21 protein-coding genes, 1 tRNA gene and 2 pseudogenes are annotated in these 21,388 nt (G+C 34.5%); 17 read left to right on the forward strand and 7 right to left on the reverse strand.

Going from position 1 to position 21,388, the window contains the following annotated elements; genetic code table 11:
* Nucleotides 1-269: 269 nt before the first annotated feature.
* The 4 genes from OPR39_RS02810 to OPR39_RS02825 all read left to right on the forward strand — a co-directional run bounded on the left by OPR39_RS02810 (nucleotide 270) and on the right by OPR39_RS02825 (nucleotide 2,941).
* Nucleotides 270-360, forward strand: a tRNA-Ser gene (locus OPR39_RS02810).
* 176 nt (nucleotides 361-536) lie between these two features.
* The gene (locus OPR39_RS02815; RefSeq protein WP_141456704.1) at nucleotides 537-1,682 is read left to right on the forward strand and encodes a SurA N-terminal domain-containing protein; all 1,146 of its coding nucleotides are present in this window, start codon (nucleotides 537-539) and stop codon (nucleotides 1,680-1,682) included.
* Between the two features lie 103 nt (nucleotides 1,683-1,785).
* Entirely contained in the window at nucleotides 1,786-2,406 is a 621-nt protein-coding gene (locus OPR39_RS02820) for a ferredoxin reductase domain-containing protein (RefSeq protein WP_015589476.1), read from the forward strand.
* Nucleotides 2,390-2,941 carry a 5-formyltetrahydrofolate cyclo-ligase gene (locus tag OPR39_RS02825; protein WP_015589477.1) on the forward strand — a complete coding sequence of 184 codons (552 nt, stop codon included), beginning with the start codon at nucleotides 2,390-2,392 and terminating at the stop codon, nucleotides 2,939-2,941. Before OPR39_RS02820 ends, OPR39_RS02825 begins: the two co-directional genes overlap by 17 nt.
* A 44-nt stretch (nucleotides 2,942-2,985) precedes the next feature.
* On the opposite strand, the gene OPR39_RS02830 is transcribed toward OPR39_RS02825, so the two are convergent.
* On the reverse strand, nucleotides 2,986-4,020 hold the full coding sequence (locus OPR39_RS02830) for a hypothetical protein (RefSeq protein WP_015589478.1): 1,035 nt from the start codon (nucleotides 4,018-4,020) through the stop codon (nucleotides 2,986-2,988).
* A 136-nt stretch (nucleotides 4,021-4,156) separates the two neighbouring features.
* Between OPR39_RS02830 and elbB the strand changes: the two genes are divergently transcribed.
* Both elbB and OPR39_RS07110 read left to right on the forward strand, forming a co-directional pair.
* A complete protein-coding gene (elbB, locus tag OPR39_RS02835; protein WP_022626165.1) occupies nucleotides 4,157-4,864 on the forward strand; it encodes an isoprenoid biosynthesis glyoxalase ElbB in 708 nt (235 codons plus the stop codon).
* 175 nt (nucleotides 4,865-5,039) lie between these two features.
* A complete protein-coding gene (locus tag OPR39_RS07110; RefSeq protein WP_039963709.1) occupies nucleotides 5,040-5,348 on the forward strand; it encodes a hypothetical protein in 309 nt (102 codons plus the stop codon).
* Between the two features lie 2 nt (nucleotides 5,349-5,350).
* Here the strand turns inward: OPR39_RS07110 and OPR39_RS02845 are convergent, their stop codons facing one another.
* A complete protein-coding gene (locus OPR39_RS02845) occupies nucleotides 5,351-7,186 on the reverse strand; it encodes a peptidoglycan D,D-transpeptidase FtsI family protein (RefSeq protein ID WP_141456705.1) in 1,836 nt (611 codons plus the stop codon).
* Nucleotides 7,187-7,206: 20 nt separating this feature from the next.
* On the opposite strand from OPR39_RS02845, the gene ispH reads away from it, so the two are divergent.
* The 7 genes and pseudogenes from ispH (at nucleotide 7,207) to OPR39_RS02875 (ending at nucleotide 14,277) form a co-directional block, all read left to right on the forward strand.
* Nucleotides 7,207-8,136, forward strand: a complete 930-nt coding sequence (gene ispH / locus OPR39_RS02850; protein ID WP_265039427.1) for a 4-hydroxy-3-methylbut-2-enyl diphosphate reductase — start codon at nucleotides 7,207-7,209, stop codon at nucleotides 8,134-8,136.
* Nucleotides 8,137-9,155: 1,019 nt separating this feature from the next.
* Entirely contained in the window at nucleotides 9,156-11,201 is a 2,046-nt protein-coding gene (locus OPR39_RS02855) for an ankyrin repeat domain-containing protein (RefSeq protein ID WP_265039019.1), read from the forward strand.
* Between the two features lie 328 nt (nucleotides 11,202-11,529).
* Nucleotides 11,530-11,840, forward strand: a pseudogene (locus OPR39_RS07115) (ECH_0659 family protein).
* Nucleotides 11,841-11,976: 136 nt separating this feature from the next.
* The gene (locus tag OPR39_RS02860) at nucleotides 11,977-12,525 is read left to right on the forward strand and encodes a head-tail connector protein (protein ID WP_265039021.1); all 549 of its coding nucleotides are present in this window, start codon (nucleotides 11,977-11,979) and stop codon (nucleotides 12,523-12,525) included.
* A gap of 135 nt (nucleotides 12,526-12,660) precedes the next feature.
* Nucleotides 12,661-13,071: a tail completion protein gp17 gene (gene gp17 / locus OPR39_RS02865; RefSeq protein ID WP_015588822.1), complete on the forward strand. Its 411-nt coding sequence runs from the start codon at nucleotides 12,661-12,663 to the stop codon at nucleotides 13,069-13,071.
* Nucleotides 13,046-13,435 (forward strand): phage tail tube protein, encoded by a 390-nt coding sequence (locus OPR39_RS02870; RefSeq protein ID WP_174516995.1) that lies wholly within the window; start codon nucleotides 13,046-13,048, stop codon nucleotides 13,433-13,435. The genes gp17 and OPR39_RS02870 overlap by 26 nt, the downstream gene beginning before the upstream one ends.
* A 65-nt stretch (nucleotides 13,436-13,500) precedes the next feature.
* Nucleotides 13,501-14,277, forward strand: a complete 777-nt coding sequence (locus tag OPR39_RS02875; RefSeq protein ID WP_265039023.1) for a hypothetical protein — start codon at nucleotides 13,501-13,503, stop codon at nucleotides 14,275-14,277.
* A gap of 360 nt (nucleotides 14,278-14,637) precedes the next feature.
* On the opposite strand, the pseudogene OPR39_RS07440 reads toward OPR39_RS02875, so the two are convergent.
* Nucleotides 14,638-15,730 (reverse strand): annotated as a pseudogene (locus OPR39_RS07440) (IS3 family transposase).
* Between the two features lie 134 nt (nucleotides 15,731-15,864).
* Between OPR39_RS07440 and OPR39_RS02895 the strand changes: the two are divergent.
* Complete coding sequence (locus tag OPR39_RS02895; RefSeq protein ID WP_141456804.1) at nucleotides 15,865-16,572, forward strand: pyridoxine 5'-phosphate synthase; 708 nt, start codon at nucleotides 15,865-15,867, stop codon at nucleotides 16,570-16,572.
* Here OPR39_RS02895 and OPR39_RS02900 read toward each other — a convergent pair.
* The 3 genes from OPR39_RS02900 to rplM all read right to left on the reverse strand — a co-directional run bounded on the left by OPR39_RS02900 (nucleotide 16,565) and on the right by rplM (nucleotide 17,947).
* Nucleotides 16,565-16,876 (reverse strand): HU family DNA-binding protein, encoded by a 312-nt coding sequence (locus OPR39_RS02900; RefSeq protein WP_006279876.1) that lies wholly within the window; start codon nucleotides 16,874-16,876, stop codon nucleotides 16,565-16,567. The two genes, OPR39_RS02895 and OPR39_RS02900, sit on opposite strands and share 8 nt — an antisense overlap.
* 146 nt (nucleotides 16,877-17,022) lie before the next feature.
* The gene (gene rpsI / locus OPR39_RS02905) at nucleotides 17,023-17,478 is read right to left on the reverse strand and encodes a 30S ribosomal protein S9 (protein WP_007548415.1); all 456 of its coding nucleotides are present in this window, start codon (nucleotides 17,476-17,478) and stop codon (nucleotides 17,023-17,025) included.
* Nucleotides 17,479-17,488: 10 nt separating this feature from the next.
* Nucleotides 17,489-17,947, reverse strand: coding sequence for a 50S ribosomal protein L13 (gene rplM / locus OPR39_RS02910; RefSeq protein ID WP_010082596.1), 459 nt, complete (start codon nucleotides 17,945-17,947; stop codon nucleotides 17,489-17,491).
* 129 nt (nucleotides 17,948-18,076) lie between these two features.
* On the opposite strand from rplM, the gene OPR39_RS02915 reads away from it, so the two are divergent.
* The 3 genes from OPR39_RS02915 (at nucleotide 18,077) to OPR39_RS02925 (ending at nucleotide 20,550) form a co-directional block, all read left to right on the forward strand.
* Entirely contained in the window at nucleotides 18,077-19,300 is a 1,224-nt protein-coding gene (locus tag OPR39_RS02915; protein ID WP_265039026.1) for a TolC family protein, read from the forward strand.
* Between the two features lie 19 nt (nucleotides 19,301-19,319).
* Nucleotides 19,320-19,895 (forward strand): PopZ family protein, encoded by a 576-nt coding sequence (locus tag OPR39_RS02920; protein ID WP_010082598.1) that lies wholly within the window; start codon nucleotides 19,320-19,322, stop codon nucleotides 19,893-19,895.
* 76 nt (nucleotides 19,896-19,971) lie between these two features.
* Nucleotides 19,972-20,550, forward strand: coding sequence for an RlmE family RNA methyltransferase (locus OPR39_RS02925; RefSeq protein WP_015588787.1), 579 nt, complete (start codon nucleotides 19,972-19,974; stop codon nucleotides 20,548-20,550).
* 562 nt (nucleotides 20,551-21,112) lie between these two features.
* Here OPR39_RS02925 and OPR39_RS07335 read toward each other — a convergent pair.
* Nucleotides 21,113-21,259: a hypothetical protein gene (locus OPR39_RS07335; protein WP_265039028.1), complete on the reverse strand. Its 147-nt coding sequence runs from the start codon at nucleotides 21,257-21,259 to the stop codon at nucleotides 21,113-21,115.
* Nucleotides 21,260-21,388 lie beyond the last annotated feature (129 nt).

The raw sequence follows: 21,388 nt of genomic DNA on the forward strand, positions 1-21,388 counted from the left end.
TAGTAAACGATGTCATCCCAGTGCGTGACACTGGGATCCAGACTTTCCGTAAAAACGTTATATTTTAACATAACACTTATATGCTCACCAACTTAGTGCTAATCAAAATCCTGGATCCCAGTGTCACGCACTGGGATGACAAGAAAGGGAGCACTGGAATTTTTGTTTCAGCATTAGCCATGCATCTGAACAGATACAAATATTGCAATTAAAAGCATTAGACAGGTGGTAGAGGTCTTGGTATTATATAATCTTTAGGTTCTAAATTTGGAAGGGTGGCCGAGCGGCTGAAGGCGGCGGTTTGCTAAACCGTTATACGACCCAAAAGTCGTATCGAGGGTTCGAATCCCTCTCCTTCCGTATACTGTTTTGAGCACGGTCTAAATTCGCTATATTAGCATGTTTTTAGCCTATTTACCAGCGTACCTGATTTTGTTGCAATGGTTTTTATTTCCATTGTCACTGAGATCACTATTAAAAAGTTGGCTAGCATTGACTCAGTATTTATTATAGAATTGGTTATTAACCTTACTTATATGCATAAAATACTAATTTTACTGTTAATAGTGTTGCCACTTAGGTTGCTTGCAATCGAGATTGAAATTGTTGCAGATGTAAATGGTGAGCCAATTTCAAATTTAGATATCGAAAAACGCATCAACTTTATAAATTCATTGTTTGGCACTCAAAGTGTTGATCAAAAAGGAGCAAAGCCTCAAATTCTTAGGGAGCTAATAGACGAAATTATCATTATCAATGAAGCGCAGAGGCTGAATATAAAATTGAGCAACGAGGAGTTAGATAATGCTATCATGTTATTTTTAACCCAAAGTTTTAAACTTAAGGCTAATGAAGTTGATCAATACATAGAGAAGCATAATATAGATCTTGGTATTTTAAGAAAACAAATAAAATGTCAGTTACTGTGGAGCAAAATTATTGAAGTAAGAATTGTGCCATTTATTAATATAAGCGATAAAGAAGTAAATGATGTAAAAAGGCAAACAGAAAAGCCGGATTATCTTATCACGTTCCAAGAGTTTATAATTCCTGATCAAAAAGACAAGGACGTTTATGGTATAGCTGAAGATTTAGTAAAAAAATTACGCAACAGTAATAACCCAGAATCTCCAATAAAGATGCGTAAAGCAACAGTTAATTTAAGTCAGCTAAAAGGAAAACTCAAGAACGTTTTAGAAGGATTAGAAACCAGCGACATAGCAGGTCCATTCAGTTTTAGTGAAGGTTACTCTGTTATAAAAGTAATAGATAAAGTACAACTTAATCATGCACTGCTGGAAAGCACTTTAAAATTAAAACAGATTGTGGTTGAAGGTTCAGAAAGTTTATTAGATAATCTCAAGGAGCAAAAAGTTAATTGTTTAAATTTTGATAAATTAGCAGATAATTTTAAGCTGCCAAACGCAAAAGAATTTGAAATAAAAATGCGAGATTTAAATCCTGATTTACAGATTTTATTTAGTAAAACAAGTGTGAATGAAATAGTAGAATTGAGAGAAAATGGCACTGCAAAGTTGATGATGTTGTGTGATATCAAGAGTAATGTAGCGGGTATAGAAGCAATCAAACAGAAAATGTACCAACAAAAGATTATGATACAAAGCAACTTGTTATTAGATGATATGCGTAAAAATGCAGCTATCAGTTATCGGTATAGTTGAAGTCAGAGAGTGTCCTTGTCTCTGTCTTTGTGTATAGAACTATATAAATTACTTTGTTCTATAAAATTTCAAAAAATTTGAACAAATGTAGTTAAAATAGCACATGAAGAATATAATGCTAATTGGTGGTGGAGTTGGAAATGCAGTGTTATTTTCGATAGGGAAGGCATGTCTTGAAAATAATAACAAGGTTTTGTACTTCGCTGGCTATAAGAAGTTAAGTGATGTATTTAAACGAGCACTGATAGAGCGTGCATCAAATGCAGTAGTTTGGGCATGTGAAGAAGGATTGATAGAAACAAGCAGAGATCAAGATAAATCCTTTCATGGTAATATAGTTGATGCAATAGTCTCTTATCAACAAGGAAGATTAGGTATTAATTTGAACGTTATAGATAAAATTATCACTATTGGTTCTGATAAAATGATGAAAGCTGTGAATGAAGCTAGAAAAACAATTTTAAAGCCATATCTGAAGTCAAGTCATATAGCAATATCGTCAGTTAATTCTCCTATGCAGTGTATGATGAAAGAAATCTGTGCTCAATGTGTTCAGCAACATATAAATAAGGAAACAGGAGAAAGAAGTTTTGTTTATAGCTGCAGTAATCAAGACCAGGATATGGAGTTTATTGACTTTGACTTTTTAAGTGAGCGCTTGAAGCAAAATAGTTTACAAGAAAAACTTACTGCAAAATGGATAGATCATGTTCAAAGATATTAAACAGCACAAAAAGGAAATAAGAGAGCAATATAGAGCTATAAGAAAAGATATTGATGAAAGTTATTCCAGTTATGCAGCAAATTCCCTTATTAATCTCTTTAATCAGAACTTAAGCTACGTTAAAGGCAAAACAATAGCAGCTTACATTCCAATGGACGGGGAAATAAATGTTGTACCTTTGATGCATAGTTTACTCGATTTAGATTATAAAGTAGCAATTCCTAATAAAAATAAGTTACTAAAATTTGAGGAATGGAACAAAACAAATGAAGATGTAATTCCCGACACAATCATTACTCCTGTTATTGCTTTTGATGATCATTTTAATAGATTGGGTTTTGGCGGTGGTTGGTATGATACAATGATAGAAAAACTGCGGCCACTTGGAAAAATATTTATAGGTGTAGCCTATGAGAAACAATATTGTAAAGATTTACCTGTAGAAAAACATGATCAAAAATTGGATATTATAATCACTGAGATGTGTGTTAGATGTGGAAGTGGATTGCTCAAAAAAGTGGATAAAAAGGAGTAGCGTAACCCCACTTTCTGATAGTAATTTTTGCGTAAAAAAATGCATCAACTTGGTCCTGTGATTCCTCCTTCACTAACTCGTGCAGCACTTGAAATACCTAAGTGAGAAGATGGCTTCATTGCTGCAACTTTCTCATCAACAATTTTTTCTACCTCCTCTATTTTACCCTCACCAATGGCCATAATTTTAGATTGAAATTTCTCCATAAGTTCCTCAAGTGCTTCCTTATCACTTTCATAAGTACTAGTACCTTTTTCTCTAAGCTTTTTCATGTCATCTTCTGAAAAATTTTGAATAGTTCCATTCTTTACTAACTCTTGTATAGCAGATCGCTGCCCTTCATTTTGAAGCATGCCTATGACCTTTGCTTTACTCTGGGCGTTTTTTATTTTTTCACCTTCTTCGGACATATTATAGCCTATAATCTCTTGAGCCAAACTGTTGTATAATTTACTAAAGTTATCTTTTTTTGGCCCAACCTCAGGCAATTTATCCCCTAAATTTTTAGATAAACTTTTCACTGCTTTTCCTGCATCAATCGCACCTTCTTTTATTTTTTCCCCTGCCTTTCCTATACCTATTCCTACATAACGTGCTCCAATAGCTACAAGCGCTATTAATGTAGCAAGCACAATAAGCGGAGAAAATGCTACTCCTAATACCATTCCAGCAGAAGCTATTCCTATTTTTTCATTTGCAGAGGCTGATTTAAAATAATTGACTAGATTGTCCAGTGGACCTTTATTATTATTTATAACATTACTTATTGCTTGCTGATTAACAGATTTTAACGCCTCTTCTATTATTTTTGAGTTAACATTTTCAGAAGTTAAATCTTTAAGTGCTTCTTCAATGAGTTTTATAAATAATTCTTTATTTACCTCCTTTTGCAAGCCTTGGTCATTAATTGCTAAACCTAAATCTTTGAGGTTCATCCCTTTAACTTGTTCTGATAGGGTTGTAAATAACTCTTTTTTCCCCTCTTGTGAGGATTGTGCAATACTTTCTATTATATCTGAAATAGCTTTTCTTAGTTCTGGATAGTCAGTGTCAAAAAACATACTATTGCTAGATTCCATATTCAGCTTTGTTGATTATAAATATGCCTAATTATACATACTAATCATTAATTATATTATAATTGATATAACATACCCCTTTCCAAATATAGAATTTGTATTAAAATATCTAGATTATATGAAATCAAGGTACTTTATGGGTGAAAAAAAATTAAAAGCTGCTGTGGTCTTATCAGGGTGTGGTCACCTTGACGGTGCAGAGGTAAGAGAAGCGGTTTTAAGTTTGCTTGTGCTTGATCAGCAGGAAGTGGATGTTAAATGCTTTGCACCTGATATCAATATCACACAAGTTATGAATCATAGAACAAAAGAGGCAACAAAAGAAAAAAGGAATGTACTTGTAGAAGCAGCAAGAATCGCAAGAGGCGAAATATATGACTTAAAAGAAGCCAAAGCTGAAAATTTTGACATGCTAGTTGTACCTGGTGGATACGGGGTTGCGAAAAATTTATCTGACTTAGCTGAAAGTAAAGACATGGTGACAGTAATGCCTGAATTTGAAAGATTAGTTTCAGAATTTTTTGTTACAAAAAAGCCAATAGGAGCGATATGCATATCTCCAGCCATCATTGTTTCAATTTTAAGTAGCAAGATAGGTAAAGAAGAAAGTAAGGTTAAGGTAACTATAGGAGATGACAGAGAACAGTTGATAGAAAGGCTTGGCGGCGAGCACATAAAATGCGATACAGAGTTATCAATAGAAGACGAAGAACATAATGTATTTTCCTGTTCTGCTTATATGCGTAGCGACGAAAGTACATACTCTGTATATCAAGGGATAAAGCATATGATTGACAGCATGGTAAAAAAGATTAACAAAAAAACTAAACAGCCATTCCTATAAGGTGTACTAAATAAGACTTCTCTATTAATCACACAATTAACTGTTGAATTTTACATTTCTAGCTGTATTATGGCTACGTAGCTAAAGTAACTTAGGTTTATCGACGCTTTACTACTTGTTAGCGGTGTGGTGTAGTGGCCATATATGTTTAGTTCTTTTTTTTAAGGTATTTTGTATGTCAGATCTTTTCTATATTGAAACTACGTGTTGTGTGGACGGTCAGTGTGATGTCTATACAGGGGAAGTGAGTTTTAATGATGTCATGTTAGGCAAGTTCAGTCTAAATTCGTGCAGCGGGAAAGAAGCTATGATAAATCTAGACATTATTACATTCGATATTAATATCGCTATTGATGGTCAAAATGGAAAGACAATAAAAAAAGACCTTAAAGGTCTTGAATTTGTAACTAAAGATGATGGTTCTTGGTATATTAATAAGGATTTTGGTAATGATAAATTTGAAATTATAGTAAAGCAATCATAATTTTACATCTCAGGTGTAACATTTAGTATAGGTGCTACTCTATTTATAATGTTTCTTACTATAGGTGCAGCAATTACTCCCCCGGTATGGTGCATCCCTTGAGGCTCATCAATAGCAATTAGCACTATGTACCTTGGGTCAAGCATAGTTAGCACTCCTATAAATGATGCTATGTTTGCATCTTTGCTATATTTACCATCTACAACTTTTTCCGCCGATCCAGTTTTTCCTCCTATTGAATATGCCTTTATTTTTGCTTTTCTGCCAGTGCCATCTGTTACTGCTGCACGTAATAATTTTCTCATTTCCCTGGAAGTTCTTCTTGAGATAATTTGCTCTCCTATACTTCTTTTATTCAACATCAAGGTTGCGTTATGAAATATCCCATTGTTGATTAATGCTGCTGCAGTTTGTGCAAGATGTATAGGAGTTACAGCTATGCCATAACCATAAGATGCTGTTATTAAAGTGTTTTCACTCCATTTATCCGGGATTATCGGTGTGGATTTTTCTGGTATTTCTATTTTCAAAGGAGAAAATAGCTTCATAGCTTTAAAGTATTCTACCTGTTTTTCAATACCTAGTTTGACTGCAATTTTTGCTGCACCAATGTTGGATGATTTTACAAATATATCTTGCACAGTAATTTTTGGAATTTTAGATTTATGAAAATCCTGAATTTTATACTTTCCAATGGTGATTGGTGTTGATACGTCATATAAATCGCTAGTTTTTGTAGCGTTCGCATCAAGCGCTGCGGCTATTGTAAAGTATTTTAATACCGACCCCATCTCATATACCCCAAGACTGGCGCGATTAAACTTTTGTACGTCTTCTGCCTTATTCTGTAAGTTGGGATTAAAATCAGGTAGGCTGACCATCGAGATAACTTCACTATTTCTCACATTTAAAACAATTCCTACTCCGCCAAGTGCCTGATATCTGCTTACAGCTTTAGTTAGCTCTTCATGCACTATGCTTTGCACTCGTGTATCTAAGGATAGTTGAACATATTGATCAGCAGAGCGTGACCATCCCTGTCGGATGACAGAAGATTGTGCAGAAGCTTGGTCTGGTGTCATTCCAGTGCACTGACACTGGAATCCAGTTTTATGCGCAATTTCATCACAAACATTGTTTTTGACATATGTTTCTGGAATCCGTTGTTCATCACGTAATTTGTCAGTATTTTTATATCTGGATCCCAGTGTCACGCACTGGATCTGTTGTGTGGGGAATTGCTGTGCAGGAATTGCTTTCAAGTTGCAACATTCATACAACTGTATATCAGGTACTTGGATAACAGAATGTTGTTTGTTTTTACTTATATACGCCTCAACTCCTGCAATACCATTGCCATCTATGTCAGTGTAACCAAGCACGTGTGAAAATAAATTACTGTGAGGATATATACGCTTTATGTCGTCATAAAAATTTACTCCTGGTACACCAGCGTTTTTGATCGCTAGTAATTCTTTTGGAGTCAAGTGCCGCTTTATCCAAGCAAATTTCTTTTCTGAAGTAAGTACTCTATATAAGTTCTTGTATTCGAGGTCATGCAAAGTAGAACACAGTTGTGCTGCTATACTGTCCGGATTCTTTACTTTGGTTGCATCTATATATAGTGATGTTGTGGGCACATTTGTTGCTATTACCACTCCATTTCTATCTAAAATATCAGGTTGTTTATGTACTATATTATCTTTTCTAAAATTTTCTGAAGTAGTAGGTTGATCAAATGTTAAAGAGAATATGCGAAAAATAATTATTATATAAAATATAAATAATGGTACTATGAAACACAGTGAGCGGAGCTTATTTTTAAGTAATGCTTGCATATTTACTTGATTTGACAAAAATGGAAATCATCTTAGCTGAACCACGAGGTTTTTGTGCCGGGGTAAAAAGAGCTGTGGACATATTAGCTATTACTTTAGAAAAATATAAAAACGAGCGCCAAGTTTATGTGCTACACGAAATTGTTCACAATAAATATATAGTAGAGGACTTTAAGAAACAAGGAGTGGTTTTTGTAAGCAGTATCGAGGCAATTGAAGATAATGAAGGAATACTGATCTTCAGCGCGCACGGAGTATCAAAAAATATAGAAGATGAGGCAAAAAGAAAGGGTATTCAAGTGATTGATGCAACATGTCCTTTAGTTAGCAAAGTGCATAAAGAAGCAAAAAGGTATGAAAACAGTGGTAAAGAATTAATTCTCATTGGGCATGAAAACCATCCAGAAGTTAAGGGAATTAGGGGAAGAGTAAACAATCCTATCACTTTAGTGCAAACTTTGCAGGATGTATATGATTTAAAGGTTAAAGATCCAGATAATTTGTCTTATGTTACACAAACCACGTTAAGCATCGACGATACCCATGAAATTATTGTTGCCCTGAAGCTCAGGTTTCCAAGCATAACAGGTCCAGATTTAAAGGACATATGCTATGCAACGCAAAACAGACAAAATGCTGTTAAAAAGCTAGCTGAAATTGTAGACATGGTATTAGTTGTAGGAAGTAAAAATAGCTCAAATTCAAACCGCTTATTAGATCTGTGCACTGCTAGAGAAAAAAGAGCCTACTTGATTGATAATTACAGATGTGTAAATAAAAGCTGGTTCCAGGGCGTAGAAAAGATAGGAATCACTGCAGGTGCTTCCGCTCCTGACATATTAGTTGATGAATTAATGGACTACCTAAAAGTAAACCTGAGTGTAAAAATTTCAGTTATGCCAGGTGGTATTATTGAAAATGTTCAGTTTAAAATACCGAATCTGGTTTAAAACACAACTTATCTACTAAGCTTCTCTTGAAATCACACAGACCAGCATCTATAGCTAAGACGTCATGCCGCGATTCATTAAACTTCTTGCATAACCATATAACAAACTTTTATTGGGAATAGAAACGAAAAAACTTCCTTGACACCCTTCGCCAGCCCCCTTATCATAACAGTGAAGCTATTGTATTTGCTTTCGCCAATCTGCAGATTAAAAGGTAAGGATTACTTAATGTATCGGCGTCTTATGTTCAATTTTTTGCAGTATATAGATACTGTATGTCTTTACAAAACTTCATCTACATCTAGATTTTTATCTAAATAAGCTGAACGCGCTTATAAAGCGTTACAAGACATCAAAAAATGCCAATACTCGACAGAGATAGTAAAAGACTAGCTAACTCGGGGATTCTTTGTCTTTTTTTCTGCTTAGTAAATTTCTTAAACATTTGCAGCGTAAGTTAGTTGCAATTAAAAGCGGCTGAATCTCGCTTGTCAAGCGTTTAAAACATAAAAAACGCCAATATTTTAAAGCAGATAATAACCCCAGGGCTTCTTTTGCCTTTTTTTTCATTTAGTAAATTTCTTAATATTTATGGCTAAACGACAATCGTCATCCCGCTACTTGTTAGCGGGATCTATGTTAAGGTATAGTAGGGGATCTATGTTAAGAGATACCGCGGCGGTATGACGGTTCGTGGCGGCATGATGTAGGACTGCTGTGACACCATTATAGAGTGAACCAGTGTCAGCTACTTGCATAGAAAATGTTTATGACTAATTTTTAGATCAAACATGGAATTTAGACAAACTTAACTTTTTTGTGAGACTGTTCAACAATAATAAATAAATTGAGAGGAAAGGTTACGGCAATGGAAAAGAAAAAGTTTTTTTGAAATAATAAATGAGGTAAGCAAGAGTGAAGGTTTAAATGAGAATAATTTACTTGAAAGAATAGGAAGTGAGCTAAGAGATGCAGACTCAATAGTATATAGCACTTATAACAATTTGAAGATAGATAAGATGTTCAGTATATTAGATTCAGACAAAATTGTAAATTATATGTTGGTACATCTTGCTGTGGAATGTAACAGTGTACCAATAGTAAAACTCCTACTAGCAAAGGAAGCAAAAGTTAATGAACCAATATATGAACTTGATGAAGCTAAGTCTAAGCTAACTGCTTTGCACATTGCTGCTTTGCATGGTCATCAAGAGATAGCTCAGCTTTTATTGAACAATAACGCAAATCCTTTACTAAAAGATAGTCAAGGCCGAACTCCAAGGGATATTGTCGGTGATGTAAAAGGTAAAAAGGCTATAATAAAAATGTTAGAGGAAGGAGAACAACGTTATGCTGAGACAAGAGCTACGAGAAGACAACCTTATAGACAAGGCACTTTACCGCAGCCTAATAATAAAACTCCAGGAGATTCAGCTATGGGCGGAAATAAAATAACTGCTGCAGTGCAAGCATGGAACGCAAGAGATCAGAAAGAGAACAACGGAATTACACCAAACAGCAGAAAAATCTATGTACAAGATGAGGATGAACAGACTTCTTCAAACTCAATCACTAATGAAAACAATATAAACAAAGTAGATGATACATTAGAAAGAGAACTGGCTAAAAGAGATGCTGTGGCGCAAAAGTTGCAAGAGGCAGAACAAAGACTTGCCAATAATCAGAAGCGCATAGAACATAATGACTTGCACAGTCAACATCCAGAGCAGTATACTACATATAATGGGGAACAGACCTTTTTAAATAAAAGTAGTAGTGACAACAGTGGAATATGTTTTGATGGAGATGGATCTGAAGCTTTAGGCCAATCTATATTAGAAAATGGAGAAGACATTGATGCACAAGATAAAGATGGCGTGACCCCTTTACATTGGGCTGTTGCAGATAACAATAAAGAATTAGCAAAACTTTTGATAAAACATGGAGGAGATGTTGATGCACGAAATAGAGATAAACATACCCCTTTACATTATGCTGCTGTGCATGGTTATGTAGAGATTGCAAAGTATCTAATAGATAATGGAGCAAATGTTAATGCACAAGATCAAGATGAACATATCCCTTTATACTTTCCTGTTACAAATGACAATAAAGAATTAGCAAAACTTTTGATAAAATATGGAGCAGATCGCTCATTGATAAAGGATGAAGACCTAATAGATAGACTAAACAGTATGTGTGATCAGCCATCTGAGGTTGTACCTAGTACCTTTTCTCATTCCAAAACACACAACGCAACGGAAACTCCAGAAAAAGCAGAAAAGGTTGAAAAACGTAAAGCTAAGTTAAAAGAATTACGTACTCAGCTAAAGGATGAGCAGAAAAAGAATGAATTGCTAAAACAAAAAATACAAGATCTAGAAAGTAAAAACACAACGCTTAATAGTGAATTAGAAAAAACAAAAACTAAAAAAAACGAAGTACCATTAGAAAAAGCGCAAAAGGAACTAACAGAATTGAAAAGTTATATCACTGGACATGGAGCTAGGCTGGACACACTGGAGAAACTCAATGAAGAGAATGAATCACTAAGACAAGAAATAAAAAATCTAAAAAATGAAAACACAACACTTAATAGCGAATTAGAAGAAAACGAAAATAAGCATTCTAAAACAAAAGTGTTGTTAGAAAAAGCGCAAAAGGAACTAGCAGAATCAAAAAGTTGCATAGTTGGACATGAGACTAAGTTGAAACAATTCAATAAAGAGAATGAATCACTAACACAAAAAATAAAAAGTCTGGAGAATGAAAACACACCACTTGAGGGTGAACTGGGCAAAACTAAAACAAATGAAGTGTCACTAGAAAAAGTAGGAAAAAGACAATTTTCCCCAAAAGTTGCCTACGCGAGCCTTGCAGCTATGTTAGCAGTAGGTGCTGCTCTTAGTATTGCTTCCGGATTGTCTGTTCTATTAATAGTTGCAGCTTCTGTGGTATCTGCACTGATAGCCGGTGGCATTACATACACAATATCAAAACCCATCGCTCCTGACACTGAATTGAAAGAAGTGAATATTCAAGGTTCAGCACAACGGTGTTTGTAAAACTTAGCACCTACATCTGTACGAACATTGCAGTTTGCAGGTGGCAGATGCAAGTAGCTGTACTGGAATCTATAACTAACCCAATAAAGGTTTCCCAGCAGTCCTACGTCATACCGCCGCGAACCGTCATACCGTCACGGTATCTCTTAGCATAGATCCCGCTAACAAGCAGCGGGATGACGAATTTGTTGTTTTTCAAATTGTAGGTAAACCTAAGCCACTTTAGCTATAGTAAAAAGTATTTGCAAGTTACACAGTAGTGTGAATTTTTTACTTCGGTAGTTTTTCATTGTCATTATAATCATAATAGTAGTTGAGTTTAATTGATATGAAAACTTTTACGAAAAATTTTAAAAATAACGAAAAAAGCTAGAGGAGTTTAATAAGGAAATTGAAGATATAACAACTATAGCTCAAGATAAATTTGCACATGAACTTGAGAACATCGCATATGACAGTGTGCAGAAATTTCGCAGTCTGCTTGCTAAAGAGTTAAACTCCACCTTCAATAATATTCATTCTCAAAATGTCAATCTACTAAAATCTAGCCTAGTTGAATATGCTATAAGTTCAAATTTTATCAACAAAAAAGGAGAAACAGCTTTAATACGTTCTCTTCTTAATATATTCATACGATAAAGCACTCAGAGTTGTTGCTGCGCCAATCTAACTTAATGTTGCATGCAAGCTGCATAGCTAAAGTAAGTAAGATTTGCCCCATGCTATCACGAGGTAAACCTTACTTATTCTAGCTATATCAAAAAGGAGGGTTATTATGTCAATAAGATCTACTTCACCAAGAATATCTGTGCAACGCAAATCTAAGCCTGAATCTTTTCCAGTTACTTTAGAAGAGGTTAAATCTTTTTTACGTATTGAGAACAACCAGGATGATAAGTTGATTTCAGATCTAATTTTTATGGCAACTGATTATGCTGAGTGGCATATGGAAAAGTCACTAGTAAAGCAAACATGGCAAGTTTCATATGAAGATTATGTATCTCGTAGGATCTATTTAAGCTATGGCCCTGTGAGTAAGATAGTATTGGCTACTGCAATGATGTCTAAAAATCAAGAGAAGAGAACACTTAAGTATTATTTTAGTGATGTAGGGGGCTACGTTGAGTTTTTCAATTGTTTGAATGCAATAAGAGTTGATGTTGTATACGAGGCTGGCTATGACAATGTTCCTGAGCAGATAAAACTAGGTATTATGCGGCATGTTTCTGCTCTTTACAAAAATCGTGAATCGGAGGTAAGTAGCCATTTATCTGAAGTGAAGAAGGTATATTCTCCGTTTCGCGAACCAAAGGTTGTGTTGTAGCTCTTTCTTGTCATCCAAACTGGGCTACTACGTCATACCGTTACGGATAGATCCCGCTAACAAGCAGCGGGATGACGAGTTTGTATCGGGAAATGCTGCTTATGTTTTAGCTATATATCTTTACGAGGATTCATTATGGAAAAAATTCAAGCTATAAATGAGTTGTACAATAGCATTTATGCAGCACTAAAGGCAAATTCTGATTTAAGAAAATATGTTACTAACATTTATGACTACTTACCTAAACAGGTCACCATTCCTTACCTGAGATTGCGCGCAGTGAATTATAGCAACCTGCATATGCTGTCCAATTTTGCTACAAAGGCAAGATTTTCATGCGACATATATACTTATCATATAGACAGTATGTTTGCCATTATAAGGCATATTAACTTGATACTTAAGAGCATTGAAGGTTTTAGTAGTGAGGTCATTTTAGAAAGTAATTGTGCTATGGATCAGCACGATGAAATTTTACATTCAACAATTAATTTTGATATTTTAATAAAAGGAGGTGATAATGAGCAAATTACAGCTAAAAATTAAAGATCATGACAATAATTTTATTGTGTTAAATAATATACGAAACCTAAGGTTTACTTTGCGTAATAACAGAGAAGAGGTAAAAGATATTTCTTCTTTTGGCTGGAGAAAAGTATTGGATTCTGCTGGAAGCAGACATATTACGATAAAAATTAATGGAATTTTAGACTCTGTATTAGCTGATGAATTATTACGTAATTCTGCTATGCTAAACTCTAATAATGATTATGAAATTAGTTTTAAGGCTAAGGAAAAGATAAGGCTTAGGTGCTCAGTTGAACTGTATGAGAGGTATTATGACCCCGCTGCTTTTGACAGTTTTACTGTAATTTTAGCGAGTGCTGAAGTTGTAAACGCTTTTCATTAATGTTAATTTAATTTTTTCATATACAATAGTAACTGGTGAGAATTTTAACTAAATTAAAAAAAATCATGAACGACAAAGACCTTTTCGAGGAAGACGGTGATAATATTGAAGAAAATAACGATGATAAAAGAGAGAGAAGTTTAGAAAATGAAAATCAGCAAAATCAAGAAGAACAACACAAAGAGAAAGATAAGCAATACATAATACAGTATATTCAAGACTATTTGAAAGTTTTTGAGGATATTCTAAATCAGATCGACGAAGGAATTGATAATTTAGATAGTTACGAAAGGACTATGCAAATAAAGCGAAGCATAGACAGGCTCATAGAGACTTTATATAGTCAGGCTGCGTCTGAAGATATTGATGCAGAATTTGAAACCACAAAGCATACTCGCGATAAATCAGAATCTATGAAAAGAGTTAGAGAGAAAAGAAGGAAGCAAGCGATAGAAGAAGTATTAAGTAGCATGTTTGCCCAGCAACAAAAGGAGCTAATGAACGCTAAACACTTAAGTCATGGACATGAAACAGCACATGATGATGAAGCAAAGAAACGAGTGAAGTCTTCAATCAGGGGAGTGTTGTTTTCGGTGATTGCTCATAGGATGGATCCAAGAAGGAGGGCAGGGGAAACTGCTGACGATAACGAAAAGCAAGCTCATATACATGGCAGGGAAGCAGTTGGTGGAGCTTTAGGTGCATTGTTAAAAACGTTTTTAACAGCGGTTGCTGCTATTGTGCATGAAATTGCTAAACCACTTCAGAAACAGGAAACATCTTTTGCAAAACAAGTTGAAGAAAGCAGAAACGCAGATTCACAAAAGGGTCGATCTGTGTAGATTTCTCCTTATAATAATCTTTCGATTCTACTGTCTGTTAATTCAAATTAGGGTTATAAAATTTTAGAAGCCAGCTCTTATATAACCAATTTATAGCAAGAAATTACGATACAAAAATCAGCGTCCGTTAGAAAATAAACATAACACAGGGTGATAGAGTTGCCCCTATCCATAAGCGTCAGTTAAGCTCAAAATTGTAAGCTTAAAATATGGTTGAATAATTATTAATAATAGTATATAATTATTAACGTTTTTCAGGCATTTTTGTTATGGGTGCGCCAAGTAAGCGTTTAGAATACAATTGGTGAAAATCCAACTGACCTTACCCAGAAAAAGTGGAGAGAAAGTGTGGAATGTTTTTTACAAAAAGAATGATGCATCAAATTGTTCTGGAATGCAATAGTTAATAGTGACGTTGTTTGTTATAAAAAATTTCTATGTATTCAAATATTGCAGTTCTAGTTTGTTGAGCAGAGTGTTGTGAAGTATCAATAAGTATTTCTCTTTTCAATGAGCTAAAGAAGCTTTCTGCAACAGAATTGTCGTAACAACAGCCTTTATTACTCATCTATATTCTTTACAGCTAAGAGATATTGATACCCTTGCGCAGTATATTGTGAACCTTGGTCACTGTGCAGCAGTAGATTTTTAACAGGTTTACGCTTGTTAACGTCCATTAATAAAGAGTCCATAACCAATTGTTTATTTATTGAACTGCTCATTAACTACCATGCGTGAATATAGATCGATTATTGTTGCCAAATATAGCCATCCTTCTTTGGTTTTTATATAAGTAATCCCATACTTTATTTGGTTGATCGACAATAAAGTTTTGGTCTAATATATTGGGAGCTACTGTCCGTTTGTTGTTTCTTAATTTTAAATTTTCTTCTCAATATAGCCTGAATACCATTTTTCTGCATAATACTTTGCACTGTTTTTAAGTTGCAACTTTTACCCAAAGCCTTTAATTCAGCATGAATTTTAGGAGCTCCATATCTACATTTAGAAGCTTGATATATTTTTTGAATATCTGCTAATAACTCTTTATTTGCTGATTCTCTACTGCTTATTTTCCTTGTAGTCCACTTATAGTAGCCACTAGCAGAAAATCCTACATAATTCCTGTACTTTATAGCAGTTACTATATAAAAAAATATTTTACTCTTTTTGACTGGCCAGGGCTTTTTTTAAAATGTCTCTTTCTCTTGTTACTTTTGCTTTGTAAATCAAACCTCTCTTTGTCGTAAGGAGCCATGTTACCTCTACCTGGAAATGCATCTGCTGCCGACTTTTTTTCGTTGTGTTTCTTTATCCATTTTCCTAATAAACCACCCTTTATTCCTAAATCTCTTGCTATTTTTGTAATTGTTTGACCTGCCTTTCTTTGTTCATTTGTCAGCTTAACAGCTTCCAATTTGAATTCTGCTGTATATTCTCTTCTATTTGTCATATTTTGAAAAAACGTTTTATTTTACTCCAAAAACGTCTTAACTTTCTCTCTACTTTTTCTGGGTAAGGTCAAACAATGACTATGCAAAAAAACTAATAACATGTATAATCTATAAATAATTTCTGAGGTAGATTGTGAAACTAGGTGTTAATATCGATCACGTTGCAACCCTCCGCAACGCACGCGGAACTTCTTATCCAGATCCATTGAAAGCAGCAGAAATAGCCATTGACGCTGGAGCAGACTTTATTACTGTACACTTACGAGAAGATAGAAGGCATATTAGAGATGAAGACGTATTTAACCTAAAAAAAAGCATTAGCACTGAGTTAAATCTTGAAATTGCAGCCACGGAAGAAATGCTTGAAATAGCAAAAAAGGTAAAACCCTATTCGATTAGTATAGTACCAGAAAAAAGAGAAGAATTAACAACCGAAGGTGGCCTGGATATCGTGAATATGCACAGTAAACTTTCTAGTATAATAGAGGAAATGCATAGCTCTAGCATAAAAGTCTCACTGTTTATCGATCCAAATATTGATCAACTAACATATCTTGAAAAGCTAGGGACAAAACCTGACATAATAGAAATTCACACAGGGGATTACTGTGATAATCCATCAGAAAAAAAGTTACAGTTAATTACTAATGCTGCAGAGTACGTCAATAAATTAGGAATAGAATGCCACGCAGGACATGGCATAACTTATAAACACGCTAAGAAGATGACAAGAATACCTCACATCTCAGCTCTTAACATAGGCCACTATTTAATTAGCGAAGCTGTATTTTACGGCTTACACAGCGTAGTAAAAACAATGAAAATGACAATGTCTAACTAACTGCTGCTTTTTCCTTCTCATTTAAAATACTTAAAAGAGTTTGGCTTGCTTTAAATTTTACCCTTGTCTTTTTAGGAACAGTCATGATCTCACCACTTTGGGGGTTACGACATTGTTTTTCCTGACTGATAGCAGTAGAAAATGTTCCTATTCCATGCAAACGTATTTCACCTTTCCCATGCAGCTCATTCTTTATTATTTTAATAAACGCATCATGAATCTTGCTCAAATCAGATTTTGTTATATCTATATTCTGACTAGAACAATCTTCCTTTAATTGTTTTATTATATCTTCTTTACTCATAAATTACCTTAATATTGAAAAAATCACATAAATAGCATATTATGTTGACACCGATAGTCAACTAAATTCATCACAAAAATAGAGGATATCATACATTTTTGCAAATATTTGTATAATACTTACAAAAAAACACCACTATAAAATAACTATCTCTTAGAAAATTGACACTTTTTCCGAGCTTTATGTTGACCATATTTCTTACGTTCAACAACACGTGAATCTCTAGTTAAGAACTCACCATTACGTAATATAGAATGCAAATCTTGGCTTACGCTACTTAAAGCTCTGCTTATTCCATGAGCTAGAGCACCTGCTTGACCAGATAGCCCTCCACCTTTTACAGTTGCAAATACATCATATTTATCTAACATAGAGGTTGCAACAAATGGCATTTTTACTGTTTGGCACACTGACTCTCTTTTAAAATAAGAAATTAGATCGCCTTTTTTGTTAACACTAAATTTTCCACTCCCCGGCTTTATCCATACTCTTGCTACAGATTCTTTTCTTCGGCCTGTAGCATATAAACGACCAAGCGAATCAACTGCTGATTTAATTGTCTTTTCTGACCAATCATTGTTATTTATTGTAGAACTCTTCATTTTTACTCCATTACTTTTTATTTTTACGATTCAAAGAGGCAAAATCTATCTTTTCAGGTTGCTGTCCTTGATGCTTATGCTCTGAACCAGAATAAACATACAAATTTTCAAAGCGTCTACGTGCCATAGGCCCATCATCAAGCATCCTTTTCACTGCCATTTCTATTACACGCTCAGGAAATTTGCCATTTAAAATATTATCTGGAGTAGTTTTCTTCAAACCACCAGAATAACCTGTATGCTTATAGTAAATTTTATCTTTAAGCTTCTTTCCGGTGAAATGCACCTTTTCTGCGTTGATAATAATTACATTATCGCCACAATCCATATGAGGTGTATACTCAGGTTTATGCTTTCCACGTAATAGTGTCGCTACAAATGCTGCAAGCCTCCCTACCACTAATCCTTCTGCATCTATGACAAACCACTTTTTATTGATTTGTTTCTCCTTTAAGAAAAAAGTCTTCATTATTTGATCCAACAATAGTAAGCTATGATATACTTAATTTCTCAATAGTGTCAACAATATTAGTTATTGATTATTAAAGTAATTTATGTTAGTAATTGAGCTGCGCAACCAATATGCATAGGAATTAGAATGTTTCGATTGATTATCACACTTGCGATCATTTTTAATACTATAAGTTGCTATGCAACCGATGTGGGAGAAGTGATAAGCAAAGCCATCAAAAATAGCTCAAAAATAAAGTCTCAATTTTACCAATATAAAAGCGCAGAAAAACACTATAAATCTTCTGGGTTAGCTGGATTTTTACCTGACATTAATTTGCAATACAATTTCGATAGTAACTTTAATCTTGATACATCTGAAAAAAAACTTACATTGCGCCAGAAATTAATCGATGGCGGTGGTACCTTTGCCACATTCAGTCGATCAAGCCATCTTCTCAAAGCAGAAAAGATGCGATTTCAGCAATTAAAACAAGAGCTTGCACTTAATGCTGTGAAAGCATATGTTAATGTTTTACAAAAGACAGAAATATTAAAGCTCAGAGAACATAAAGAACGCGTTTCTTTGGAACATTTGTCAGCTATGAAAAAACGCTTTTCCCTTGGAGAGGTAACCAATGCTGAAGTTTTGTTAGCAAAAGCAAAATTTTCGTCTTCTATATCCGAAAGAGTTGATGCTGAAGGTAAATTAAAGTTGGTAAATATTGCTTATTATCATTTGATTGGCGAAGATGCTGATGACCTTTCTGAAGCTAATGATAAACTACCTTCTGTTCCAGAGCTAAATGAATGTTTACAGTTAGCAAAAACCAATAATTTATCTCTAAAAGCAGCAATTTATCAAAAAAGAGCAGCCGGAATGGAAGTGATTGCTGAAAGCTCCAAGTGGCTTCCTTCTTTAAATCTAAGTGCAAGCAAAAATTTTGGGGAGGATGGTATGAAGGTAGACAAACTATTAGAAAATGTTCATGTAGTTTTTACTCTTGATGTTCCAATCTTTAAGAGAGGAGTTAATGCTTTTGGTGTCAGTAAAGCTAAAATGGATGCAAAAAAATCTACCTACGATTATTATGAAACGGTAAAAAATATAGAACAAGCAGTTGTAAATGCTTGGAATAATGTGTTGACAGCAAAGGCCATTATCAAAGCAAGTCAAGAAGCGGAAAAAGCAGCAGCTCTAGCATTGGAAGGAGTTGAGCAAGAAGTAAACTTAAATTTAAAGAGTACATCTGACCTTTTGGACACTGAAGATGCATTATTTAAAGCACGTTCAGACTTAGTTGAAGCAAAAAGCAATTATGTGATTAGTGTTTACAACTTGCTTTTTATGATAAATAGTATAGACCTCTAAATTTAATGGTATTAGCACTATGCATGATGAACAAGGCAATCAATCTGTAAAAGATATCCTAGAAGATATAAAAAAAGCTATATCGGGTAAAAACGCGAGTAACGATAAAGCAGAAATAAAGGATGAAAATGATGATGTGCTATACCTTGAGGAAGAGTATCCAGAAGAAATAGAAGAAGATGGCAAAAAAGAAAATAATGAAAAAGAGGACATTGATAATGATGACCAAAGTGAGGAAATGGCTTGCAACAATAACCAATTTAATGGCCATAGCTACAATTCAGAAGAAAAAAAAGATATTTATTTGTACGATAATATCCAAATGAGTAATAACAAAGCGAGTAATAGCGGCTTACAAGCGCAAAATAACGATCATCTAATTTTAAAAGAGAATATGGAAGAGATCAAAGCGTTGCTTGGAAAAATGCAAAACGAATTACAGCATAAACAACAAAAAAAAGCGAACCTTACTGTTGAAGAATTAGTTACATCTCTTTTAAAACCTCAGCTCTCAGAATGGCTGAATAAATATCTACATGCACTGGTAAAAGAAGTAGTTGAAAAAGAGCTTAAAGATATAATCAATAATAAGTAGGGTATTAGCAATAAAAACTAGAGTAAAGACGGCTAGAGGCAGAAAACTATCTTCAACAAGGTGGCTACATCGTCATTTGAATGATCAGTATGTGCAAAAAACTAGCAAGGATGGTTATAGGTCACGCTCAGCATATAAGCTGGTAGAAATGGATAACAAATTTAAATTATTCCAAGAAGGGCAAAAAATTATTGATCTTGGTGCTTCTCCTGGTGGATGGTCACAAGTTGCATCTCAGAAAGGTGCAAATGTGGTTGCTCTTGACATAAAACCAATGAACGCAATTAATGGAGTAGAGTTTATACAATGTGATATTATCAATGAGTTTGAAATTTTAAGAGAAAAATTCAAGGATCAAAAATTTGATGTAATTTTATCTGACATGGCGCCCGAATCTTGTGGTTTAAAATCGTTGGATCATATCAGAATTATGCTTTTATGTGAGGCAGCGCTCAATTTTGCAAAGCATTTCTTGAGCCATGGTGGCACGTTTGTAGTAAAAATTTTCCAAGGAGAATCTGATAAAGATTTTTGTAACGAGCTAAAAAAAATGTTTAAAACAGTAAAATACTTTAAACCAAAGTCAAGTAGATCTGAATCTACAGAAATGTATTTGGTAAGTTTAGGCTTTATTGGCAGCAGACTTTCTATATAATATTAATCCAGGTAGCCCGCAGAAACGAAAAACTTCCTTGACACCCTTCGCCAGCCCCCTTATCATAACAGTGAAGCTATTGTATTTGCTTTCGCCAATCTGCAGATTAAAAGGTAAGGATTACTTAATGTATCGGCGTCTTATGTTCAATTTTTTGCAGTATATAGATACTGTATGTCTTTACAAAACTTCATCTACATCTAGATTTTTATCTAAATAAGCTGAACGCGCTTATAAAGCGTTACAAGACATCAAAAAATGCCAATACTCGACAGAGATAGTAAAAGACTAGCTAACTCGGGGATTCTTTGTCTTTTTTTCTGCTTAGTAAATTTCTTAAACATTTGCAGCGTAAGTTAGTTGCAATTAAAAGCGGCTGAATCTCGCTTGTCAAGCGTTTAAAACATAAAAAACGCCAATATTTTAAAGCAGATAATAACCCCAGGGCTTCTTTTGCCTTTTTTTTCATTTAGTAAATTTCTTAAATATTTATAGCAACATGAATTGGGCAGGAAGGTGTCATTCCAGTGCTCCTTTTTTTGTCACCCGAGCCCCTATGATGTCATTCCAGTGCTTGACACTGGGATCCAGTTTTCCATATAATCTCATCGAAAATGTTGTAACCACTTTCTATGCTAGTTTGCTTGCTCACAAGCAAACTTTCCTGGATCCCAGTGTCAAGCACTGGGATGACAGAAGAAGGAGGCACTGCCGTCTTGGATGAAAAGGCTGGATTCCAGTGTCAGCTACTTTCATGACATCATCATAAGGTAAACCAGTGTCAGCTACTCGGATGACAGGAGAAGGGGCTACTTGAATGACGGTGTCGGTAAACTTA

It is taken from the genome of Wolbachia endosymbiont (group A) of Yponomeuta plumbellus, assembly GCF_947251575.1.
Classification (GTDB): Bacteria; Pseudomonadota; Alphaproteobacteria; order Rickettsiales; family Anaplasmataceae; genus Wolbachia; species Wolbachia pipientis.